Source organism: Flavobacterium glycogeni (genome assembly GCF_048286775.1).
Classification (GTDB): Bacteria; Bacteroidota; Bacteroidia; order Flavobacteriales; family Flavobacteriaceae; genus Flavobacterium.
Genome location: NZ_JBLVPV010000036.1, coordinates 1 through 22425 on the forward strand (window position 1 = coordinate 1; position 22425 = coordinate 22425).

The window sequence follows — 22425 nt, forward strand, 5'->3', positions numbered from 1 at the left end:
GTTTTCGGCAGTAAACCAGTTTATGGCTGCATCAGGTAAAAAACCGTTGTTTGATGTGCAGTTAGTGGGTTTAAAGAAAGAAGTGAAACTAAATGACGGATTATATTCGGTTAATACTTCCCAACTTTTAAAAGATATTACGACGACTGATTTGATTGTAATACCTGCTTTGTTTGGCGATATGAAAAGCGCGATTGCCCAGAACCAAAAGTTTTTGCCTTGGATAAACGAACAGTATAATAAAGGAGCAGAAGTAGCTTCATTGTGTGTCGGCGCATTTCTGCTGGCTTCTACGGGTTTATTGAATGGCAAAAAATGCTCTACGCATTGGGGTTTTCAAAATGAATTCCGTGAAATGTTTCCTGAAGTAGAAGTCATAGATGGAAGTATAATTACAGAAGAACTGCGTATTTATTCCAGTGGAGGTGCAAATTCTTACTGGAACCTGTTATTGCATCTGGTAGAGAAATATACCGACAGGCAAACCGCTATACTAGCTTCTAAATATTTTGCCATTGATATTGATAGAGACAGCCAGGCTACATTTGCTATGTTTCAGGGACAAAAAAATCATAATGATGCCGCAGTCAAACAGGCACAAGAGTTTATTGAAGATAATATTCAGGAGAAAATTACAATTGATGAGTTGGCTGACCTGGTGTTATTAGGCAGAAGGAGTTTTGAAAGACGATTTAAAATATCCACTAATAATTCTGTGTTGGAATATATAAATAGAGTGAAAATTGAATTTGCCAAAAAGAGTTTCGAAACAAGTCGCAAAAATATTAATGAAGTCATGTACGATGTGGGTTATACAGACACCAAAGCATTTCGGACTATTTTCAAAAAAATAACGGGTTTAAATCCAATTGAATACCGCAATAAGTACAATAAAATGGCTGTGAATTAATAAAGTACCTGTGCCTATCATTTTACAATAAGCAGAAAACTTGCAATTAACGTTTTGTTATCAAAAATAATTGAAATGATGAAACAACTCCAATTACAACATGTTTTTGCTTTGATCGTTACTGCATTGTTATTGATTCTCTACATTTATAATCACAATGAAACTCTGGCTTTGGAAAAAGAACTTGCTCGAATAAACAAAGAACTTCATGTGAATCAAGTCACTTTCGAAAGAAGACAAAAGGCATATAATGAAAAAATGAAAAGGCAGCAGGCAGAAATCGAACGTATGAAAAAAGAGATCGATTTACATAAATAGGACATATAATCGGTTCCGTTCAACACAGGTTCATTGTTCGTGCTACGCACGCAACGAAACCCTCGCTGTCAGCCACCGTTTTTTTATTCTATTTTGCTCCATCCTGGTAAATTCTTTGCTTGTGTCAACCACGAACGAAACAGTTTTTCATCGAAATCAGATTCGTCATGTATGTCGATTCTTCGTGCCTTATATTCTGTCCCTCTGTTCCATGGTCCTGCCATTTTTGCCACTGGTGGTTCTGGGTTCAGAAGTGTCCCGGCAATAAAACCAACGCCAACACTGTCCTTAAACGACCACATAGCAAACATCCAACCTTTATCAGGTAGTCCGTAAAAAGGCACGCCAAGTGGTTGTGAAGGCTTATGCCACTTTGTGGAGCTCAATATGTCTGGAAGAATTTCTCTTATAAGTGCGTCAACACGTATTACGATTGAACTATGCTCGGGTTTTACTCCGTCAATCCAAGCTTGAACACTTTTCTTTCCTTCCATAGTTTTTTTCTGTGTCATTTTGTATTAAAATGGGGGCTAACGTCAGTGTGTCTAATAACCTCCATTTTAATATTTCATATTCGGATTCCCATCTTTGAAAAATCTAAAATATGCAATTCTCAGAGGGTTGTTTTAGGTTTTTAGACAGTCTGACGTTTGGCCACTTGGCGATGTGGCGGATTAAGGAATCCTAAATTTTCGGTTAATGACTAATTTTCCAAGTACAAAACCACCTTCAAATTAAGCCTAAACCCGCCATATTGCCAAACGGCGGTTGGGCGATCGCTTTTTTGTTTGGGTTTATTTTTCAATTTCTTTTAGCAAAAGATAATTTGCGTTCTTGAATGATTTTCTTAAATTGTTTTTTTCAGAACCACCAGACATATTTCTATAGCTACCTGTTATTTTAAACAGCTTATTTTCCTTTTTTGAAACATAATTTACATCAGTTTTCATTGTCGCTGACGAAAGTGTGAAAATCCATTTCATCCCGGTTATTTCTGCATCAATATGTATTTCAGAGCTTAATATCTCGCGTTCCGTTTCTTCAAATTTTAAATTAAGTTTTGTTTCTTTCGCTAGTTCTTCAATAGATTCTCGATATACCTCTTTTGCATTTGGAGGCCTCGCATATCCAGCCCTTGGTCCCTCATAATTCAGTTGCTCTTTACTGTTACTGTTTAGTGTGAATACTATAGTTTTATTTTTAAAAAAATCTGTGTTAAGTGTGTTTTTAGTGTAGTTACTTACTGTTGAGCAACTAACTAAAGTAAATAAAAATAGAATTGCAAGTTTTTTCATTGATTTAGTTTCTGTTTTTTTGTTATTGATTTCTGTTTTGGTTGCGATTTTTCATAAAGTGTCGCCCAACGTCCCGCTACTACAGCGGGTTTGGGACTAAATTAAGCCCATTCTTCGGATTTGCCACCCGAGCGATAGCGAACAGGCGAAGCAAATCATCCCAAATACAAAACCAATTTTTCATTAAGCCAATTGCCCAAATCCGTTGTAGTAGCTGTTAGTGGCTGTATTTATTATTTTCAATTCCGTAAATGAAGCCATTTTATTCAACAAATATTGCTTTTTTTCCAATAAGTGATGGGTTTTTCTGAACTGCTTTTTTACTTCCGTGACATTTAAATGGTTTTCCGTCAATCACTATTAAGGGAGATTTTGAAAAATTCTTACTCATGTAAGCCACTTTAACAGAATCCACTAAATACAATTTTGAATCATTGTTATCTTTCAATAAAAAAACATGCGTTTTAGCGTAACTTATTAAAGTCAGTAATAAAAATTATGAGATTATATACTTCATGTTAGGTTGGTTGTTTCTATTTTACGCCACCCAGTCTTTCGTTGATTCCTTCATTAATAAATTTGTAATAGTCAGCTGTGGAAACCCAGCTAATCCCGCCAATAAGTCCTAATGTTTTCATCGTTTTAGAAATTTATAAATTGCCTTGACCATTTTTTGCTTTGTTAATTTTTTATAAATTTTGATCTGAAGATTTGTTTTTGCGAAAAAGCTTCAATAAAATAAACTCCCGATAACAATGTTTCAACACTAATTTTATTAATATCATTAGTTTGTGTCAAGACTTTTTTTCCTGTAATATCTGTAATAACAATTTTGTCAAATATTATATTTTCTTTTGCTTTTATAAACAATGTTGTATTAACAGGATTTGGATAAGCAATAATTTGTTGCGTACTGAGTTCATCAATAGATAAAGATTCATCAGGGGTAAATTTTACAATCCATGCGTCGTAAGAACCATGATTGTTTGACCAATCTACTGGTTTGGTAATAGGATGTCCCAAGTTTTGTGCAGCAAGGATATATCCATTATCAGAAGTTTGAATAATTTCTGCCCCTTCATCATTATTCGAACCACCGAATGCTCTTTGCCATACTAAAACTCCTTCATTGTTTATTTTAGCGATATATGCGTCGGTATTATTACTGCCATGGTGACCTGGAATATCACCAAAAGTAGTACCACAAATCAAAAATCCATTATCGCTAGTCTTTGATATTTTTCCAGTAGGTACTTGTCCTTGTTCTTGTTCAGGGTCATTAACAAGATATATGCCAGCAGACTGTGTAGATGGACCGCCGTAAGTATTCTGCCAGATAATATCGCCTGCAGGGTTTATTTTAAAAACCCATAAATCTACACTGCCGTAGTTTGAAGTGACATCTCCATCCTTTGAAGTTGTTTCTCCTAAAACAACATAGTTGCCATCGTTGGCCTTTACAATGCCGACTGCTGCATCATCTGCTGTTCCGCCATACGTTTTTTGCCATTGGAGAACACCCAGACTATTAGTTTTTATTACCCAAGCATCAAAAAGTCCGTGATTGCTCTTCACATCACCGTCTTTAGATTGCGCTCTTCCTACTAGCATGAATCCATTGTCATCCGTTTGGATTATTCCGTATCCCATATCATACCTTGTGCCACCAAATCTCTTCGACCACTGAACTGTACCGGTATCGCTCAGCTTCACAACAGAGAGTTCATTATACCAATGGTCGCTGCCATAATTTGAGGGATATCTTAAGTATCCTATCGCTGCATAACCGCCATCAGAAGTTTGTATGATGTCAAAGGCTTTATCTGAACTCGTGCTACCAAAGCTTTTTTGCCATTGCAAATTTCCTGTAGCATTTAGTTTTAAAATCCAAAAATCACGACCTCCAACAGAATTGGTAACGTCTCCGGTCGAAGATGCTGAAAATCCTGATACAATAAAACCGCCATCTGTAGTTTGTTTTATAGCAGTTGTTTCGTCGTGGGCATATCCACCATAAATCTTTTGCCATTCAATAGCTCCTGTGGAAGATATTTTGACAATCCAAGAAGTTCTGGTATAAAATTCGGAAAAAGGATAAGGATTGCCTACGACATCTCCATTTTGAGAATTGGTTGAGCCTATAAAAACATATCCACCATCTGCAGTTTGACAAATTCCATTTGCGATATCAACTTGATTTCCGCCATAAGATTTTTCCCATTGAATGATTGGTGCTTGTGAATAGCAAACATTAATAATAAATATGAAAATAAGGGTTGAACGTATCATAGCTTAATTTTTTTATGAAAAACATTTGATAATTAAATGTTTAAAAAGGTCGACAAAGATAATTTTTTTTATAAAAATACAAGAAAACTTACGAAATAACTAGGTTCTTTTATTTGTCTAATACTTTTGTATGTTTTTTACATTTATAGTTATTTATTTTCAGTTTATTTATTAAAATTTAGGAAGTTTCAATTTTCAGCTGTCTTTAATTTATTCAGTTTTTTTTAACTAGCCACTAACGTCAGTTTGTCTAATAACCTAAAACAACCTTTTGATAATCATCTATTTGAGATTTTTCAAAGATAGGAGTCCGGGTATATAATTTTCCACATGAGATTTTTAGACGTAATGACGTTTAATGCAATTCATCTTGTCCCGTAAATAAAAGCTATTACAGTTGCATCCACAATACCCACTTTTAATGATATTAGACTTAAATTAAAACATAATCGAAAGTTTACTTGAGATACAAGGAACCGTAAAACAAAAAAGACACCTCATCAGCATCTTTTCACTCCTTCCTCCTACTCTTCCAACTTCCCATATAGCCAATTGCCCAAATCCGTTGTAGTAGCTGTTAGCAACTGGCTTTACCATTTAACTGTTATATAGTATTCTGTTATTCTCAATATTACAAAACAAATAAAAGCAATAACTAATTTGATTATAAATTTATATTTCGGTTGTTGAGATTTATTGAAATTCATTAAAGCCTTTATGCTTTGAATAACTTTATCTTTATTTAACCATAAAATCATTAGAATTAACAATAGGTATAGAATCGCTGCTTTTAGAGCCCCAAGATGCACTTCGAAATATACGTCTTGTAAAATCACATTAACAAGTATAGTAGATGTGAATAAACAGCCAATAATTCTAGTTCTTTTTATCAAAATCAATGTTCCTCCAATTATTTCAAAAAGTCCTAAAGTCATTGCATATGATTTGGAATAACCATAAAAAGCCCACATCAATTCCATTCCAGTCATTTCTGAAACAGTTTTGTCAATTTCAGAAGCTCCATGAAATTGAAAAATTTTTGCTCCACCATAAATAAACATTGCAAATACTACAATCCAACTAATTGCATTTTCAAATATTTCTATTTTATCTTTTCTGTCGAATTTCATTCTTTGTGTTTTCTTTCAGCTTGTTGACAACTTATTTATACCAGCGATAAAATGGCTGTAATCCACCTAAATCAGAGTGGCTTTGTGCCATAAAATGGTTTTTTATTACTTAGCTAATATATAGTTTTTTTATTACAAATCATCAAACGGACTTTTTATTTGTTGTATCCTTTTGGAGGGTCAAAAGCTAAAGATAAAAAGTAAGGAAGCTCAATAGGACTTATATATTATCAAAAAATAAAAGACACCTCTCAGCATCTTTTCACTCCTTCCTCCTGCTCTTCCAACTATGATTATAATGCCTATTCTTCAAATGGTCATAAATCTTCCCTCTCAGGTAAAGACCCATAACCTAAAACCCACGACCCTTATTATCTAATACCTTTCCATAACTCAAATATAGAACGCATCAAGAATTACCCTTTTACCATGAAATTAAAAAACGATACACTGTCATCCTGAGCTTGTCGAAGGACACCACTCACTATTCACTAAAAAACCCCTATTCAATTCCCGAATTGAACACTATACTTTTAGCAAATAAAAATTACATTATATAGTTTTGTCTGTCTTTTCAAGCACTTGTCTTGATATTCCGCAATCAATTCCTCACTATATAATCTAATGGAAAATCAAAAAACACAACAACGGATTAAGGCGATTTACCAAATGCTTTTTGAAATGGCAACCGGCAACCTCTCTTTCAGAATTATCAAAACGGATCAAAACGACGAAGTCGGCAAACTGTCTGAAATGCTTAACAATCTTGCCGGACAAATGCATAATATTATATTAAGATCAGGTTATGTTAATCCGCATTACAGCTATCAAAACTTGGTGCAAACAACATTTATCTTAGACGATAAATTTATTATCAGCAATTTTAATGCACACGTGCCCGAAGCACTATACTATGAACCTGAAGAATTCTTTCAGGTAGACTTTGGAAAATTTATTGCGCCACAGTCCTTCAGTATTTGGAATCAAAAAAAGATGGAAGCTTCACTAGATGATAATTACCATAGCACCGTTCCCCTTATTTTTATAACGGGAAATAATAAATTAATTCCAACTTTTTGCACTATTTCACGACTGCGCTACTGTGACTAAATAATAGTAAACTCAATTACTACCATCTTGCAAGAATTGTTGTCAGACGCAAAGCATGTAATAAAAACAAATCCAGAAAAACAATCCGAAGCTGTGGTAATGCAAAGTATTTATGATTACATCTTAAATCACTTGGAAGAGCCCCTTCCTACCCTAAAAAAATTGGCTGCCATGTTTGCCTCTGAAGAGCACAAGCTAAAGATAGGTTTCCGTAAGTATTTCAATACTAGCGTATACAATTTTTATCATTTGGAGCGCCTTAAAAAATCCCATCTACTCATTCAGCAGATAACAATCCCTTTGAAGGAAATTGCCTTTATGTGTGGTTTTAGCACCTACCTCAACTTTTACAAGGCGTTCAAAAAGCATTACGGTTACGCCCCTAGTGACCTAAGCCGTCCATCTGAGTAAAGAGAACCCTGTTTTATGGAACTTTCTTTTTAGTATAACGAAAAGCCTGATTTGCATAAGTCAACCAAAATAACATTTGCAACTTTACAATATCAAAACTACTAAAATGAGTAAAATCCAAAACTTTAAAAGCAATTTCGTTCTCATTATTAGCTTCCTTACAGCGCTTCTTTTCATTTACGCTGCAAGCAGCAAACTAATCGATTTTGAGAACTTCCGAATCCAACTTGGACAGTCGCCATTGCTAAGTGCATTCGCAGCTTGGGTTGCAATTCTGGTACCTGTGATTGAAATCCTAATTGCAATTGTACTATTCAGTCATAAATTTAGATTTTTTGGACTGCTGTCTGCTTTTGCATTAATGATGATGTTTACAGCTTATATCTACATAATTTTAAATTTCAGTGCCTACATTCCATGCTCCTGCGGTGGCATCCTTGAAAAAATGACATGGAACCAACATCTGGCTTTTAATTTAATATTCGTCGCACTATTGGCTGTAGCGGTTATTTACGGACCCATAAACTACAAAAACAGAGGGATCAGTCCGACAATGAACACTAAAAGAAAAATTTGGGTCTTGATAATAACTGCTGCTGTAGGAAGTACTGTAGTAGTGCTACTATTCCTGTTGTCAGAAAACATCATCCAATATCACAATAATTTTACCCGTCGCTTTCCGCAACATGCCGCACAGGAAAGATATAAAATAGATCTTTTATACAACTCCTACTATTTTGCCGGAACGGATAATGGAAAAATATATTTGGGTAATCGTACTGCCCCACTTCTAATTACAATATTTGACTTAAAAACCAAAACTACAACCTCTCACAAAATCATTTTAACCCAAACTGACCTGCCTTTTCGGGTTCCGAAAATTCGTGTTTTCAATCAGAACTTCTTTGTGTTTGAGGGAGCAGTTCCTTATATATTTAAAGGAAGTATTTCTAATTGGATCGCGACACTAAAGATTAATTCCGGTGCTCGTTTCTCACAGGCAGAACCGATAGATTCTATAAATCTAGCGGTTCGGTACAAGTCGCCTCAATCAGGAGAAAACCTGCCTGGAATTCTTAACTCATCAGATAGTTTGACAGTTAGATACGCACCCGATATTCTGCAGAAATAAATCGATGGTGTTTTTGATACCGATGGCAGCCTCCATTTTAATACCAATCTGAATAAAATAGTATATGTTTATCGATATCGGAATCAATATAGTGTTGCAGACAGAAATCTGGTATTGCAATATCGTGGCAATACCATAGATACCATTTCAAGAGCTCAATTAGAAATTGCCGAAGTCGGGAAAAGCAAGGTCACTAAATTAGTAAAACCTGCACTTGTTGTAAATAAAAGTAGTACCGTCAGTGGCAATTACCTGTATGTCAACTCGCTTCTACCCGGGCAATATGATGCTGAAAGTGTTTGGAAAAACGCAAGTATAATTGATATATATGACCTGACAAAGAAAAGCTACCAATCTAGTTTTTACGTTTATCATATCAAAAACAAAAAAATGAGAAGTTTCATTGTCGTGGACAATCATTTATATGCATTAATTAATAATCATTTGGTATGCTATGAATTTCTGGATGACCTCATTCCTAAAAATTAAACAACAATATATACTGGCCAGTGTTCAGGGGTAAGATTGAAAACCTGTAAAAGAGTAAATCATAACTATTAAATATTTTTATTATGAGAACAATTTTTTTAAAAAAAATGATGATGCCTTTGGCAGTAATGGTTCTGGGAGTTGGTGGTGCATTTACTACAACTTCAATGAGCAGCACAGAAGCCCTTTCACACGTAACAGGGTACAAATTCATTTCCTCGCAAAACAAATGTCAGACAAGCACAATGTGTGACACTGATGACACGGGAACGATCTGTACGAATGGTGGTACGCGCCTATGGGGTAAAGTAAATCCTTTGGACACAAACTGTCCGGTGGAACTGTATCGCATTGAAGAATAGTTCAAAATGAAATGCAGTTCCATCAGGAACTGCATTTCTAATTTAAGGGGAATTGTTAAGGGTTCAGCCAATCAGGCTTTCTTCCATTTCCTTTCAGATAATACTCAAACCACTCAACTAATTTATTGGAAAGATCCTCTTGATTCTTCCTATCCATTAGTACATGTCCCTCTCCGGGATATAACAGCATTACATGCGACTTATTCAGTTTTCGTAAAGCAAAATAAAACGCCATAGTCTGGTCTTTATTTACTTGTGCGTCTATTTCGCCAGCCCATGAAAGCAAAGGGGTCTTTACTTCTTCTGCAAATGTTATAGGGGAGTTATTCCTATACCCTTCCCAATCTTCAAATAGCGATTTTTTCATTCGAAATTGGTCATTTTCAAACCGCCAAGCATCATGCCTTTTATAACTTACCCCATAAGAAAGATAACCACTTACAAAATCAGAGATGCCTGCTCCTGCTATTGCCGTTTTAAACATATTGGTCTGCGTGATAATAAAGTTGGTTTCATAGCCTCCAAAAGAATGCCCTGTCAACCCAATATTTTCTTGATCAATAAATCCAGTTGCAATCGCGGCTTTTGTTGCGGCTGTCACGCAATCTAGTGCTGAAAAACCGGGATTCCCTATTTCATATACAATATCGGGATAGAGTACAAAATAACCGTTGCTAGTCAGGTTTGTTTTATTAAATCCACTTCCGTTATGAAGTCCGGGGTTGGTATAAGTATGCAACAGTTGACTTTGCTTTTGATAGATCTGCACCACCATGGGATACTTTTTAGCAGGATCAAAGTCAAACGGATAAAACAAGATCCCTTTAAGTGCTTTGCCCTTCTCATTTTGATACGATATCAGTTCAGATTTTCCCCACTGGTAGTGATCATGCTGCCCATTGCTCTTGAAAATGTTTTTTGTTTTCCCTCTTCCATCCATTCCAACTATTTCTAAGGGACTGTTGTAATCTTCCTGTGTAAAAGTGTAATAATCGCTCTTCTTCGCTTTTATAAGATGCTTCAACCGCTTTGAAACAGTGGTCATACTATGAATTTTAGATTTGCTCAATTTATAATAGCCCGAACTACTGAAATCAGAAGCGATGCCCTCCAATAGTATACTACGGCTATCAACAATAGGAATCTGTGGCATCATCCATGATTTTATCGCAGTAGTGGCACTGTATATACCAGACAGTCTGTACACAATTTGAGAGTTGTATCCATCGGTGAGTTCTTTTGTACCTGAGCCATCGCTTTTTATTTCCCAAATATCATGTTTGTCATAAAGCAGCAATGCCCTATCATCCTTGGTAAACCCACCAATACCATACGGTGGTGGTGCACCTGGTTCATCATACTCCTCTTCAGCGAATTGCGTTGGTAGATTTTTAGTAAGATTCAAATGTGTTCCTTTCCTAATATCATACACCCACCAGTGACCATGCCTAAAATAAACAATAAAACTATTACCGGGTGACATATAGAAATAATCAGACTCTCCTGGTTGCTGATTCAAAAAGGGGTGTTCCTGTCCTGTTTCAAAATCAGTAAACGTATAATCGCTGTCTGCATAGTATTTTATCGAGGGCTGTAATTTCGAAAATGATTTTGCAAGCACAAACTTTTGTGCCCCGCCTACCATTGCAATATCTTTCTCGGCACTGCCGGTTACTATCATTCGATGCTCGGCAGGCCACCATATTCCCAAGTGCTGTGGAGACTTCCTGCTCACTTTAGTATAAGGATATAATGTTTCATCATCACCATTCCACACCTGCACTGCTGATGCAGCCACTTTTTCACTGCTTTCTAACTTCTCTTTCAGGATAAACAAAACACGTTTACCGTCATCCGATACATGAATCCCGGAGAGGTCCGTAGATGCAATTTCAAAATTTTCAGTCCAGTTTCCCTCTGCCCTAGTAACACTTTGCAACGCTTCCTTTTCACTGTAATGATAAATTTTGGCATCGGCCAAATGTAAAGCGCCTGTGGGATTACTGATAAAAGCAAACGAATTTTTATTCCCGCTCCACGTTAAACTAGTAAAGGAATGCGTACTGCTTTCGACCACTAACTTTCTTTCCGTTCCAGTATCCAAATTAATGATATTGACAGCATTTTTAGTGCCGGAACCAGTAGTGAATGCAACAGATTTTCGATCGTGGCTTATGGCATAACTATGAACGTCATTGTAAGTCTGAAGTACTTTAAGATCAAAATCATTTATTGTCAAAGTCCCATTAGTTTCTCCTGAATCACTGAACAATAGCATATTATCACTAACATACTCAAATGCTGTGATATTGCTTTTTGTAAGTATGCCACCATTGATAAGGTTTAAAAGATGAAATGTTTTGCTGTTATCCAGACAGGCAAATGCATTATTTCCTATAAAGCTATCGCTATACCCTTTAGGAAAAGAGTATCTCTTGGCACTTTTAGTATGCTTCACAAAAAGAGTATCGGGCAAACCGTCATAGTCCAGTTTATAACTCAGCCAATTTCCATTGTCTGAAAGTTCATGTTGTCGCAGTGTATGCCACAAAGGATAATCTGCGACAGTCAGTGGGTGGCTTTTTGAGACCTGTCCGAAACTCGGAACGGTTGCAAAAAACCAAAATAAACGAAAGCAAATGAAAAAATTATGTTGGAGTATTGTCTTCATTAGTAACCAGGATTTTGAGGTGCAAGAGTACCATTAAGGTCAATTTCCGTCTCTGGAATGGGAAACAAAACATCGTTGGCATCCCAACCGCTTTTACTGGCAGACAACACGGGATTGATTCGGTTAAAACGCTTAAGATCAAAAAAACGATGCCCGAATTCGGTAAACAGTTCAACTCTTCGCTCCTGTAAAATGGCTGTTAAAAGCTCTTCCTGTGTAAGCGCTGTCGTATTTCCAAGACCTGCAGTAGTGCGGATAACATTTAAATCCCCCTTTGCTCCTATGAGTTCTCCGGCTCGTGCCCTTGCTTCGGCACGAATAAGATACAATTCACCAAGCCTAAAAATGATGCTGTTTTCAACAGTTCCCGTATTTGTTTTCTTTTTATACTTGAACGGATGATACCATCTTGATCCCCCATTGATTATGGTCTTCACCCATTTGACAGCTCGTTGGTCTCCAACCTCAAAAGCCAAAACCAAATCTTCGTTCATGGCAGACAATGCTGGAGGTGTACTGGTAAAGATAAACGTGGCGGCTTCATTAGTGTTGCCTGTCGGTGATTTTGGGCTTAACTGCCAAATTGTGCTAGTGCTTTCCTTTAGGAAAATGGTATTAAGATCGGTCTCAAAGGGATAGAGTACCGTATTGTTGAGTACCGCCGAGGCAGCATTTGAAGATTCGTCCCACGCACCGGCGTAAAGACAAACTCTTGCAAGCAAGGCATACGCTGCAAATTTATTGGGCCGAGTGCGACCTGCTCCATTATAGGTGTTCGGTAATAAAGCTATTGCTGCATTCAGATCAGCTTTCGCCAAATCATAAACGGCGCTCACAGTGTTTCTTGATACCTTTCTGTTTTGCTCGTAGTCTGTAGTGGTAATATAGGGAATACCACCGTAAATGTTCGTGAGATAAAAATGTAGCATGGCGCGAACAAACAAAGCTTCTCCTTTTAATACGTCTTTGTCAGATTGTGGCAGTTTGACCGCTCCGTCAACGCCTGCAATAACTGAATTGGCAGCGTAAATTTGGTTATAACTCAAATTCCAGATGTTCCTGATTTCAACACTAGAGGCGACTAATGTATTAGTATAAAATGCTGTATTCCCGTTTTGTGTAGTACCATAAAACACCAGTTCATCGGCATAAAGACCTAAGGTATGCGTTAATCCTGCCTGTGTTCCGGTAAGCAGACCAAAATCCCTGATTTTCGCATAGATATCGGTCATGGCAGCATTGGCGGTTGCCTTTTCCTCAAAAACACCACTGGCAATAAGTTGATTCTTGGGTACATCAACCGCAACAAACTCATCACAAGCCTGAAAAAATAGTGCTAGGGTTATCATGTAAATAGCCGAATAAAAACGATGGCGTAAGGCGCTTTTAGTACACCGCATAGGTATAGTACTTCTGGTATTGTATTTCATAGTCATAGTATTAAAATGTAAATTGTAGTCCGGCACTAAGAATTCGAAGTGGCGGTAAATAACCAACCGACTTAAATTCAGGGTCAGCCCCTTGGTATTTTGTAAAAGTCAGCACATTCTGTCCTTCCATAAAAATCCTGCATCGCATATTCTTTAGGGTCTTTTCCGGCAGGTCATACGAAATCGAAATGTTCTTAAGTCTGACATAAGAGGCATCCGAAATCACAGCATCACTAGCTAGATATCGGTCATAAGCTGCTACAGCAGCCGCATTGCTTCCATCAGTATAAATTTGGTGCGAGGCGATGTCGCCCGGTTGTTGCCAGTGGTCTAATGCGCTGACGGGCTGGTTAAACATACTCCCCGGCAAGGTATACGCCGCATCACCATTGTAGTTCAACTGTTTTACAAACTGGAAAAGAAAATCAAGCTGCCAGTGCTTATACTTTACAGTATTTTGTAATCCGCCATAAAATTCAGGATTAAAGTCCCGAACTTCGGTTTTGTCGTCTTTTGTAGTATAAAGACCGTCACCGTTCTTGTCCTCAAAAGTATAGATGCCAGTTTGCGGATCAACTCCCGTAAAATGATACACTTTCTTGATGTTAAGTGGTTCCCCAATTACGTAGGTGTTTCGGAATGTAGAAGTATCCAGATCTGGATACTCCAATAAAGTATTCCTTTCAAACGTCAGATTCAAATTTGTAGTCCAAGAAAGTAGGCTATTCTCAAGGTTAACCGTACGCAAGGTAAACTCTGCCCCTTTATTTTCTACCTGTGCATCAAGGTTTGACTGCAATACGGTAAATCCAGTGGTTCCCGGCAATGGCATTCCGGTCAGTTGATTCGAAGAACGGTTATTGTACCATCCTGCCGTTAAAAATACCCGATCTTTAAAAAAACCAACTTCAAGCGCAACCTCAAACTTTTTATTGGTCTCCCACCCAAAGGCGGGGTTATAAAGACGTGTGGGCTGTAGTCCTATTGTTCCTCCATAGTTAACTCCGGTAGAGCCATAAGTGTCAAGAAATTGATAATCGCCTATTTGGTCATTTCCAGTTACACCATAACTGGCCCTGATTTTCCCAAAGCTGAGTGCTGGAAACAACTCTGCAAAACGTTCTTTCGAAAAAAGCCATGCCACACCAGCAGCACCAAAGTTGGCATATTGCTTTCCAGGACCAAAACGGCTTGATCCGTCTCGCCTGCCGGTAAGATTCACAATATACCTTTCCTTCCAGTTCAGGTTGAGCCTGCCAAATAATGCTTGGTATTTGTATTGCGTTTCATCATTTGCAGGAATGGTAACTGTGGTTGCCGATGCAATGTTGTATAGCAGGCTGTTGCTCGAAAACCCTTGTCCAACTTGTACCAGCTGTGTACTGGTTTGGGACTGGAATGTGCTTCCTGCCAGCACATCTACAGTAATGTTTTTGAACTGTCTTTTCCAGTTGATCTGTGGTTCTGCAATCCATGTTTTCCTCGTGTTACGTCCCACTATCAAAGTCGAAAATTCCGGTCCCGGTTCTGATGCAGGATCAAACATGGTTGAAGGCAGACCGTTCACCTCGTCGTTGTAAATAGTCGAATATCCAAAATTAGATCTGATTTCAAAAGCATCGCTAATCCTGTAAGACAATAGCGAACTTGCTAAAAGGTCATGAGTCTTGGCGTTGTAACCTCCTATAAAATTAGCAAGCGGATTATTGAAGGTGCTGTTTTCCCAATTCAACTGGCCGTTTTCGCCATAAAGTGCTGGAGCATTGGGAGCAAGTTGCAAGGCAGTTGTGTTCAGGTCAATCCGCGATTGGTGGTTATCCTGCAAAGTATAACCTGCACTAAAACTAGTTCGGAATTTTTTATCCTCTGATTCGTGGTTAATATTTAAATGGACATTGGCTTTCTTGTAGACGAAGTCCCCGGGATAGATGGTGGTTTGTTTATTAAAATTGCCACTCATCAAAAATTGTGTTTGGGCACTTCCACCAGAAACGGAAGATCGGAGTTCACTAATCAGCGATGTTCCACCAAGCAATGCTTTCTGCCAGTTGGTATAACGCTTTTGGTCCCATGTCCCATTGATATCGTAGGCCGCTTCTGGATATTGGGTAATCCCGTCATTAACGAATGCTTCCTTACGCATGGCAATGTATTGTTCGGTATTGACAAGGTCTATAAAACGGGTAACGGTTCCGGCACCTGTAGATAGGTTGGTAGTAAATTTCGTTTTGCCTTGCTTGCCTTTTTTGGTGGTAATAAGTACAACGCCGTTCGCTCCCCTTGAACCATAAATCGCAGTAGCATCCGCATCTTTTAATACTTCAATACTGTCTATTTGGTCTGGATTGATACTATTCAACGGACTAAGCCTGCTTGGGAAACCGGTAGCATTTTGCCCACTGCCTATAGCATCAGTGGCATAAGGTATACCGTCTATAATGTAAAGCGGATTATTACCAGCAGCACGAACACTGTTCAATCCTCTGATTTGTACCGAGAATCCTCCCCCGGGAGTTCCGGTAGTTTGCGTAATATTCACCCCCGCCATCCTCCCCTGCATCGCAGCAAGCACATTCGTTACAGGTTGGTTTTCAATATCCTTTGACGTTATTTTCGCAATACTCCCCGTACGTTCGCTTTCTTTTACGGTATAATAACCCGCATTAATTTTTACTTCCTGCAGTTGGGTGGCATCCTCTTGTAGATGTACATTAACGGTAGTACGTCCTGCTATCGGAACAGTCACGGTTTTATACCCCATGAAAGAAAAAACAAGAGTGTCCGTAGTACTAGCAGTCAAACTATAGGTACCGTCATAATTGGTAACGGTAGTAGTCGATTTTCCCTTTAAGGATACAGTAACACCGGGCATCACACCCTGACTGTCACTTACAGTTCCGGTAATTACAATAGATTGTGTCATCCCGAGCATGTGATATGGAGAGGAGGACAGCCAGTGGCTGTCAGGTATGCCGCTCTTTTCTCGGGCTAATGACTTAGTATTATAAAGGAAGCAGTAAATCCCTAAAAGTAAAGGAATCCACCATTTACCCTTGTAAAATGAAAATTTATTCATAATATTGGTATAGTTAAATGAAACGTTAGTTTTGTTAGCATTGGTCCTCTATGCAGTTGTCCAGACGGTTGGAGGGCCTTTTTGTCATTGCGAGGCACGAAGCAATCTCATTTCGAGATACGACGCAAACCAACCGCACTATTATTATTGTATCATAGGCATGATTTTAATTGGATTTATATTCTTATTTCTTTACCCAAATTTAAAATTCAAAATTTAAAATAAATAACACTTCTTTATTCTATGTTCTATGCTCTTTATTCTTTTTACCCAAATTCAAAATTTAAACCCGAGCGATAGCGAACAGGCGAAGCAATTCAAAATTTAAAATAAAAATCACCTCTTTGCTCCTCACAATGTGACCTTAGAAGTTCAGTTTCGGTGAAACTATGGCATCCATAAAGCCACATAAACATTGTTGCTATAAAAAGTATAATTATTCCTATTTGTATTTGTTTGTAGTATTTCATAGGCATTTTTTTAGTTATTGGTTAATCAGTTATGAGTTGATGTTGCGGCTAAATTACCTGCACCTTTTACTAACAAATTCAAATTAAATTAACTAGGTGTTTTATTCAAAGGACCTTTCGGTGCAGGTGTTTTATAGTGAGTAATAGTTTATACAATCATAGGCATACTTTTTTTAATTGATTTTTTGAAACTGAATACGGTATTACCATTGTCATTGACATTGATATTGACATTGACATTGAATGCCTACGAGACTTGTAAATGAAGATTTAGCGCTAAGAATTGAAGTTGAGTAATGCCAAAATAGTGGCCAAAAAAAATGGCATGGAACTCATCTTATTTCGCTCCAAGGTACTGGTATACCCGCACACGAATAAGTGAGCCCACGCCATGGGACGTGAGCATCTTACTTATCATCTCGCGTGCTAAAATTACCAGTTTTTGGAACGAGATTCTAAGCGAATGCTTCAAATGTTTTATATGAAGAATCGCAAAATTATTTATTTAAATGCTCAAAGCAAATATTATCGAATAATAATTTCAATAATAAACAAATATAACAAAAAATAGTTATTTGTTATAAGTTCTTATAACATTTTTTAAAAAAAATATTACGCCTTTTGTTAAAAGCTAAAAAATGGAGAAACACAAGGAAGAAAAGCTAAAAAAATTTGGTTTACATATCAAAAAGCTTCGAACTGAATTAAATTTGAGTCAAGATAATGTGGCATTAAATAGCGACAAACTTATTAAAGCTACTATAAGTGATATTGAAAACGGTAAAAGAAATTTATCTTTTACTACACTTTTAGATTTAGCAAAAGGACTTGGAAAACACCCAAGGGAATTATTAGATTTTGAGTAAGCTAAATAAAATTAAAAGAAAAAAAAAGATGCTATGATGCATCTTTTTCGTTTTTTAAGAATACTTCTAAATTGCATATTGAATTTTCTAAATTGCATATCAAATAAAAATTTAAACACCTATTTTGAACTTAATTAAAAATTCAAAATATGAAATGGTACGAAATTATAGGACTAATGGCGGTATGGCTTTTAGGTCTTTATCTGAGAGGTAAGTTTTATGAATATTTGAGGGATAGGCATTATAATGATAGCTGGAGAACTAGACGAAAGAAATGAAAAAGATGCTGTGAGGTGTCTTTTTTTTTGTTTATACATATAATTATATCTGGAATAAGCTTTCTATTATGTTTTTTAATTTAAGTCAAATATCACTAAATGTGGGTATTGTGATTTCAACTTAAAAAACTTCTATTTACGAGCCAAGATAAAAGCATAAATAGAGTTGACGCTTTAAAAAAGATGTATATGTTTTGTGTTATTTACTAGTTAGCAGCAACATTAAAAAACTCACCTTGATGGAACCACTTATTTATTATCCAACATTTGAACCACCAACAGATTCATGGCTTAAATTTTCATTACTTTACTTTGAAAATTTCCGACCTATTATCCCGAATAATCGTGGTAACAATGTAAGCGAAAATTATAGAAAAATAATGGATAATACTGATTTAATAAATCCTTATAATCCTGGACCAGATGTTGGATATCGAGCTTCTTTGAAAGCTATTGAAGAGGTTGATAAGATATTTGATAATAGACATGAAAGAAGTCTGTTGTTCAATAATGTAAATTTAATTAGAAAGTGGCAAAATCCTGAGAATTGGAATTTCAATGTTTACGAAGAGAAATTTTCATTTGGTTGGGCAGAATATTGCGAGCGGAATAATATTGGACGTCGCACTAGTACAGGAATATCTCTTCCCGAAGAATTAGCTTTTCTGTTTATGACATATCTCGCAAAAGAAATAGCGTTTGAGCAATCGGCTGCTATAATAACGGATAATAACAAATACGACAATTTTACTAATCATACGCGTTCAACAACGCCTAATTTAAATCGTAGAACTCGATTTGCCAAAGGAATTATCAATCTACTTATTCCTCAAAATTTAGCGGAAATACCAATTGAAAGGTTAATCGAATTTCGCCAAAATAATAGAGAATACTTAAGGATTTTTAACTCTGAACTTCAAAATATACAGGAAAGAATTGGTGAAGGTTATAGCGAACAAGACTTTATAAATAACTATAATAACATATATTCTGAGTTCAGTCGACAGGTTGTTTTAACTGGTATTGGATTAGCTTCTATACCGTTTGCTGCATATATGCTGATTCAAAATCCAATTGCAACCACACCTGAATATGTTAAAGAAATATTAGGTGCTTTAGGTATTATAGTTGGCGGTGGCTATGCTCTAAACAGCGGGTTAAGGGATAATGAGACTGGAAGATATTGTAAAAAGTACTTGACAAATCTAGAAAGAATTAGATAAAAATGCTGCGGCTTACAAAGGTTTTGCGCTATTGTGGTTCTTGGGCTTAATTTAAAGTTAGTTTTGTACTTTTGAAGTCAGACACTTAACCGAAAGTTTTGGCTTCCTTAATCCACAACATCAAAAAGCCTAGGAACGTTATATGAAACCTTTGCGCAACAATCAGAAAATTAACCAATTAGAAAAAATAAATGAGCTCAAAAAAATGCAAAATTGATATTGTCAGTGTTCAAGTAAAACAATTAGAAAACGAAACTTTAAAAATGACTTTTACGGATATTTTAAAACATCCCGAAATCCTCAATCAAGAAAAAACTTTTGGTAACAGAGCTATTCATTATTCTATCATAGAAGAAAATGACAAATATATAATAGGTTTTTTAAGGTCTACTCTAGATAAAGATTTACCTGCTAAAATTGATAAAAAAACAAAAGCTATTTCAAAACTAGATGTAAAGGAATCAGAAGGTTTAGCATATGGAAGTGTATTCTTATATTCAAAAGATTTATGTTGCATATTTTTTGAAATAAATAAAAACTGCATTTATTTAAATTCATTTAGAAAATTTATAATAAATTGTTATCTAGATTCAACAACCCTTAAAGAAGAAACAAGCTTTGATATTATTTTTGGAACGATTTACAGAAAAAAAGAATATGAAAGAGCTTTAGCAATGACTCAATTTAAAGGTTTTAAGATGAAGGTTCATCAACCGGCTGGACTTCTTGAAGATATAAAAAAAATTAATATGTCTCTAGAAGACAAAGTTGAATTAGATTTTTTACCAGAAATTACAAAAGCTGCTGAATTAAATAGTGACATTGCAGAAATAAATTACAAAGTATCTGCATATGAGAAAAAAGGACTTTATAAAGATAAGATTTTACCAATAATAAATAGCTTTCATAAATTATTAGGTTTTAGTGAAGTTCGAGAACACATTGATTTGGTTGAAATTGTTGGTTATACAGTAGATAATACAAAAGCAAAAAAACCCATTAACTTACTTGGAGACATCTATTACGGAATTTTTCAAATTTCAATTCCAAGATTAGATTCAGACCTTCAACAAAAAGAGAGAAAGGATTGTATTAAAAGTCTTTATATTAAAGAGTATCCAACTTTAAAATCCTATCTGTGATTTCGAAAAAAAATATAGACATTATACAGAGATTAAAACTCACCAAATTTGTAAATACTTTTATGCAGTATTTCATTTTTATAGTATGTATAATTATATCTTATCAATTAGATTTTAAATTCAGTGATAAAACAGAATTAGTTAATGATAAATTGATAGATGTTAGTTCTATTTTTTTTGGTATATTTTTAGGATGCTTATATCTGTTCGAGAGATTTAAAAACAATGAAACTTATAATGATTTTTTGAAGTTCAGCAAACTATTGCTTTTTTTAAACATAATTATAATTGCATTATCATTCATAATAATATTAACTAACGACAAATTTCCAATCACCGAACAATACAGAATTGCAAAAATAGAGTTTTCAATTAAATTTCAGACTTTATTTTTTTCTTTTTACATTTCATTATTCGCTGTAACAATATACAACCTATGGAGATTCATCAAAATAATCTTGACTATTCTTAAATCTAAATAAAAAAAGGCTTCATATAACAGACAAGGCTTCGTTACGCTTGAAAAGCCAACAATGAAGCCTGTATTGGACGGAACCGATTACATACCGTTCCAATTATGGAGTTATCGTAAAATTAGTTGAGGAATATTTAGAGGATTTAGTATCCTCTTTTTTTGGAGTAAAATCCTCTGCTGGCGCGAGCGTCTCGCTCGTGCACACAATCAAAATCAATTAATATCATTATTTCTAAAACAGTCTGATTATTATTCCCCAAGGCAGAATTACATTCTATAACTATGAATGAGAAACGTACAGCTCCTGAAAATACAAAAGTATTCTTATATGAAATCCGATAACAACAGATTTTCAAATCATAGAAAAAACATCTTTTATAACTTAAAATTAAGTATACAATTCGCGAATCACAAACTATACTCTTTGTTACTAACGCCTGCAACTAATAAAAAGGCCACCTGATGATTTGTAAGAATAAAACAATATATTTGATTTTAAATACAGTCTGATTGCTGTCAGACCTATCTACCCCATAATAGAATGATAGGTCTGATTTTGTCAGACCTATCTGCAAGTTACCGGCAAGCTAAAAAAAACAGAATCTTAAATACAAAATATGAATATTGATTGGACTGAAGTAATTAAATATACATTGTCTATAGTTGCAATATTAATCTCAGTTATTTCAGCAACAATAGCGTGGAAGAATACTCAAAAACAAATTCGAGTAAATAAGTTAGAAGAAATTGTATCTATACTCTATAATTTTCATAGAATATATAAAAGAATGTTTTGGCTTTTAATTGATTTACAAGAAGATCTTGATCCCAAGAATGGCAAAAGTCTTCAATATGATTGGAATGAAGAAGTTAAAGTGTTTTTTGAAAGTGCTAAAGGATATTTACAGAAAGATAGTTTCAATAGACTTAGAATATTAGCAAACGCATATTTACCTAATAATAATCTAAAGTTCAGATTGATGGCTGTTGGAGGTTTATATTCTGACTTATTTATGGCTCTAGAAACACGAAGTAATTATAATATTATAGAAAAATATCAAGGTAAAATCCCAAAGCCTGGAGCTGTCAGTAATTTTATACTTATAATTGAAAAAGATTTAATTAAAGAAATGAATTTAGGATTTGATGGAATGACGATTAGTTTATATAAAAAGTATACCGGGAAACAATTTTTAGTGGACATAGGAATAGAAGACAAAAAGCCAGCCGGTAATCGAGTAGACGGCTCCGCCAGAAACTGACGGAGTGCGCCTCTCACACCACCGTACGTACGGGTCTCGTATACGGCGGTTCGCAAAGTGATGGGTTGAGTTCCATGTAAATCTCC

19 protein-coding genes are annotated in these 22425 nt (G+C 35.7%); 11 read left to right on the top strand and 8 right to left on the bottom strand.

All coding sequences use genetic code 11. The features are described 5' to 3' along the window. Positions 1–910: GlxA family transcriptional regulator (locus ACNQGX_RS17525; protein ID WP_417978451.1), on the top strand; the 910-nt coding region annotated here is incomplete at its 5' end. Between the two features lie 75 nt (positions 911–985). After that, entirely contained in the window at positions 986–1228 is a 243-nt protein-coding gene (locus ACNQGX_RS17530; protein ID WP_417978454.1) for a hypothetical protein, read from the top strand. Positions 1229–1311: 83 nt separating this feature from the next. Here the strand turns inward: ACNQGX_RS17530 and ACNQGX_RS17535 are convergent, their stop codons facing one another. The 5 genes from ACNQGX_RS17535 to ACNQGX_RS17555 all read right to left on the bottom strand — a co-directional run bounded on the left by ACNQGX_RS17535 (position 1312) and on the right by ACNQGX_RS17555 (position 5942). After that, positions 1312–1740 carry a DUF1801 domain-containing protein gene (locus tag ACNQGX_RS17535; RefSeq protein WP_417978457.1) on the bottom strand — a complete coding sequence of 143 codons (429 nt, stop codon included), beginning with the start codon at positions 1738–1740 and terminating at the stop codon, positions 1312–1314. Positions 1741–2022: 282 nt separating this feature from the next. After that, positions 2023–2523, bottom strand: a complete 501-nt coding sequence (locus ACNQGX_RS17540; protein ID WP_417978459.1) for a hypothetical protein — start codon at positions 2521–2523, stop codon at positions 2023–2025. A 262-nt stretch (positions 2524–2785) separates the two neighbouring features. Then, on the bottom strand, positions 2786–2971 hold the full coding sequence (locus ACNQGX_RS17545) for a hypothetical protein (protein ID WP_417978461.1): 186 nt from the start codon (positions 2969–2971) through the stop codon (positions 2786–2788). A 233-nt stretch (positions 2972–3204) separates the two neighbouring features. Then, positions 3205–4812 carry a T9SS type A sorting domain-containing protein gene (locus tag ACNQGX_RS17550; protein WP_417978463.1) on the bottom strand — a complete coding sequence of 536 codons (1608 nt, stop codon included), beginning with the start codon at positions 4810–4812 and terminating at the stop codon, positions 3205–3207. 590 nt (positions 4813–5402) lie between these two features. After that, positions 5403–5942: a hypothetical protein gene (locus ACNQGX_RS17555; protein ID WP_417978465.1), complete on the bottom strand. Its 540-nt coding sequence runs from the start codon at positions 5940–5942 to the stop codon at positions 5403–5405. 624 nt (positions 5943–6566) lie between these two features. On the opposite strand from ACNQGX_RS17555, the gene ACNQGX_RS17560 reads away from it, so the two are divergent. The 5 genes from ACNQGX_RS17560 to ACNQGX_RS17580 all read left to right on the top strand — a co-directional run bounded on the left by ACNQGX_RS17560 (position 6567) and on the right by ACNQGX_RS17580 (position 9446). Further along, the gene (locus ACNQGX_RS17560) at positions 6567–7052 is read left to right on the top strand and encodes a hypothetical protein (RefSeq protein ID WP_417978467.1); all 486 of its coding nucleotides are present in this window, start codon (positions 6567–6569) and stop codon (positions 7050–7052) included. 27 nt (positions 7053–7079) lie between these two features. Beyond that, positions 7080–7463, top strand: a complete 384-nt coding sequence (locus ACNQGX_RS17565) for a helix-turn-helix transcriptional regulator (protein WP_417978469.1) — start codon at positions 7080–7082, stop codon at positions 7461–7463. 106 nt (positions 7464–7569) lie between these two features. Continuing rightward, entirely contained in the window at positions 7570–8595 is a 1026-nt protein-coding gene (locus tag ACNQGX_RS17570) for a MauE/DoxX family redox-associated membrane protein (protein WP_417978471.1), read from the top strand. Between the two features lie 114 nt (positions 8596–8709). Further along, entirely contained in the window at positions 8710–9084 is a 375-nt protein-coding gene (locus ACNQGX_RS17575) for a hypothetical protein (protein WP_417978473.1), read from the top strand. 83 nt (positions 9085–9167) lie between these two features. Continuing rightward, positions 9168–9446, top strand: a complete 279-nt coding sequence (locus ACNQGX_RS17580) for a DUF6520 family protein (RefSeq protein WP_417978476.1) — start codon at positions 9168–9170, stop codon at positions 9444–9446. A 55-nt stretch (positions 9447–9501) separates the two neighbouring features. Here the strand turns inward: ACNQGX_RS17580 and ACNQGX_RS17585 are convergent, their stop codons facing one another. From ACNQGX_RS17585 to ACNQGX_RS17595, 3 genes are read right to left on the bottom strand one after another with little or no spacing between them, the layout of a single operon-like run. Next, positions 9502–12117, bottom strand: a complete 2616-nt coding sequence (locus ACNQGX_RS17585; protein ID WP_417978478.1) for a S9 family peptidase — start codon at positions 12115–12117, stop codon at positions 9502–9504. Next, on the bottom strand, positions 12117–13583 hold the full coding sequence (locus ACNQGX_RS17590; RefSeq protein WP_417978479.1) for a RagB/SusD family nutrient uptake outer membrane protein: 1467 nt from the start codon (positions 13581–13583) through the stop codon (positions 12117–12119). The genes ACNQGX_RS17585 and ACNQGX_RS17590 overlap by 1 nt, the downstream gene beginning before the upstream one ends. Continuing rightward, positions 13558–16623, bottom strand: a complete 3066-nt coding sequence (locus ACNQGX_RS17595; protein WP_417978481.1) for a SusC/RagA family TonB-linked outer membrane protein — start codon at positions 16621–16623, stop codon at positions 13558–13560. The genes ACNQGX_RS17590 and ACNQGX_RS17595 overlap by 26 nt, the downstream gene beginning before the upstream one ends. Positions 16624–17731: 1108 nt before the next feature. Between ACNQGX_RS17595 and ACNQGX_RS17600 the strand changes: the two genes are divergently transcribed. The 4 genes from ACNQGX_RS17600 to ACNQGX_RS17615 all read left to right on the top strand — a co-directional run bounded on the left by ACNQGX_RS17600 (position 17732) and on the right by ACNQGX_RS17615 (position 22339). Further along, on the top strand, positions 17732–17959 hold the full coding sequence (locus ACNQGX_RS17600) for a helix-turn-helix domain-containing protein (protein ID WP_417978483.1): 228 nt from the start codon (positions 17732–17734) through the stop codon (positions 17957–17959). 517 nt (positions 17960–18476) lie between these two features. Beyond that, the gene (locus ACNQGX_RS17605; protein ID WP_417978485.1) at positions 18477–19460 is read left to right on the top strand and encodes a hypothetical protein; all 984 of its coding nucleotides are present in this window, start codon (positions 18477–18479) and stop codon (positions 19458–19460) included. 191 nt (positions 19461–19651) lie between these two features. Continuing rightward, positions 19652–20602, top strand: a complete 951-nt coding sequence (locus ACNQGX_RS17610; protein WP_417978487.1) for a hypothetical protein — start codon at positions 19652–19654, stop codon at positions 20600–20602. A 1092-nt stretch (positions 20603–21694) separates the two neighbouring features. Then, the gene (locus ACNQGX_RS17615; RefSeq protein ID WP_417978489.1) at positions 21695–22339 is read left to right on the top strand and encodes a hypothetical protein; all 645 of its coding nucleotides are present in this window, start codon (positions 21695–21697) and stop codon (positions 22337–22339) included. The last annotated feature ends 86 nt before the right edge of the window (positions 22340–22425 follow it).

Bases quoted from the DNA above. Each gene is read 5' to 3' on its own strand.
- ACNQGX_RS17535 (WP_417978457.1), bottom strand. From the start codon at position 1,740: ATGACACAGAAAAAAACTATGGAAGGAAAGAAAAGTGTTCAAGCTTGG.
- ACNQGX_RS17585 (WP_417978478.1), bottom strand. From the start codon at position 12,117: ATGAAGACAATACTCCAACATAATTTTTTCATTTGCTTTCGTTTATTT.
- ACNQGX_RS17550 (WP_417978463.1), bottom strand. From the start codon at position 4,812: ATGATACGTTCAACCCTTATTTTCATATTTATTATTAATGTTTGCTAT.
- ACNQGX_RS17605 (WP_417978485.1), top strand. From the start codon at position 18,477: ATGGAACCACTTATTTATTATCCAACATTTGAACCACCAACAGATTCA.
- ACNQGX_RS17595 (WP_417978481.1), bottom strand. From the start codon at position 16,623: ATGAATAAATTTTCATTTTACAAGGGTAAATGGTGGATTCCTTTACTT.
- ACNQGX_RS17540 (WP_417978459.1), bottom strand. From the start codon at position 2,523: ATGAAAAAACTTGCAATTCTATTTTTATTTACTTTAGTTAGTTGCTCA.
- ACNQGX_RS17615 (WP_417978489.1), top strand. From the start codon at position 21,695: ATGAATATTGATTGGACTGAAGTAATTAAATATACATTGTCTATAGTT.
- ACNQGX_RS17580 (WP_417978476.1), top strand. From the start codon at position 9,168: ATGAGAACAATTTTTTTAAAAAAAATGATGATGCCTTTGGCAGTAATG.
- ACNQGX_RS17560 (WP_417978467.1), top strand. From the start codon at position 6,567: ATGGAAAATCAAAAAACACAACAACGGATTAAGGCGATTTACCAAATG.
- ACNQGX_RS17555 (WP_417978465.1), bottom strand. From the start codon at position 5,942: ATGAAATTCGACAGAAAAGATAAAATAGAAATATTTGAAAATGCAATT.
- ACNQGX_RS17530 (WP_417978454.1), top strand. From the start codon at position 986: ATGATGAAACAACTCCAATTACAACATGTTTTTGCTTTGATCGTTACT.
- ACNQGX_RS17600 (WP_417978483.1), top strand. From the start codon at position 17,732: ATGGAGAAACACAAGGAAGAAAAGCTAAAAAAATTTGGTTTACATATC.
- ACNQGX_RS17570 (WP_417978471.1), top strand. From the start codon at position 7,570: ATGAGTAAAATCCAAAACTTTAAAAGCAATTTCGTTCTCATTATTAGC.
- ACNQGX_RS17610 (WP_417978487.1), top strand. From the start codon at position 19,652: ATGAGCTCAAAAAAATGCAAAATTGATATTGTCAGTGTTCAAGTAAAA.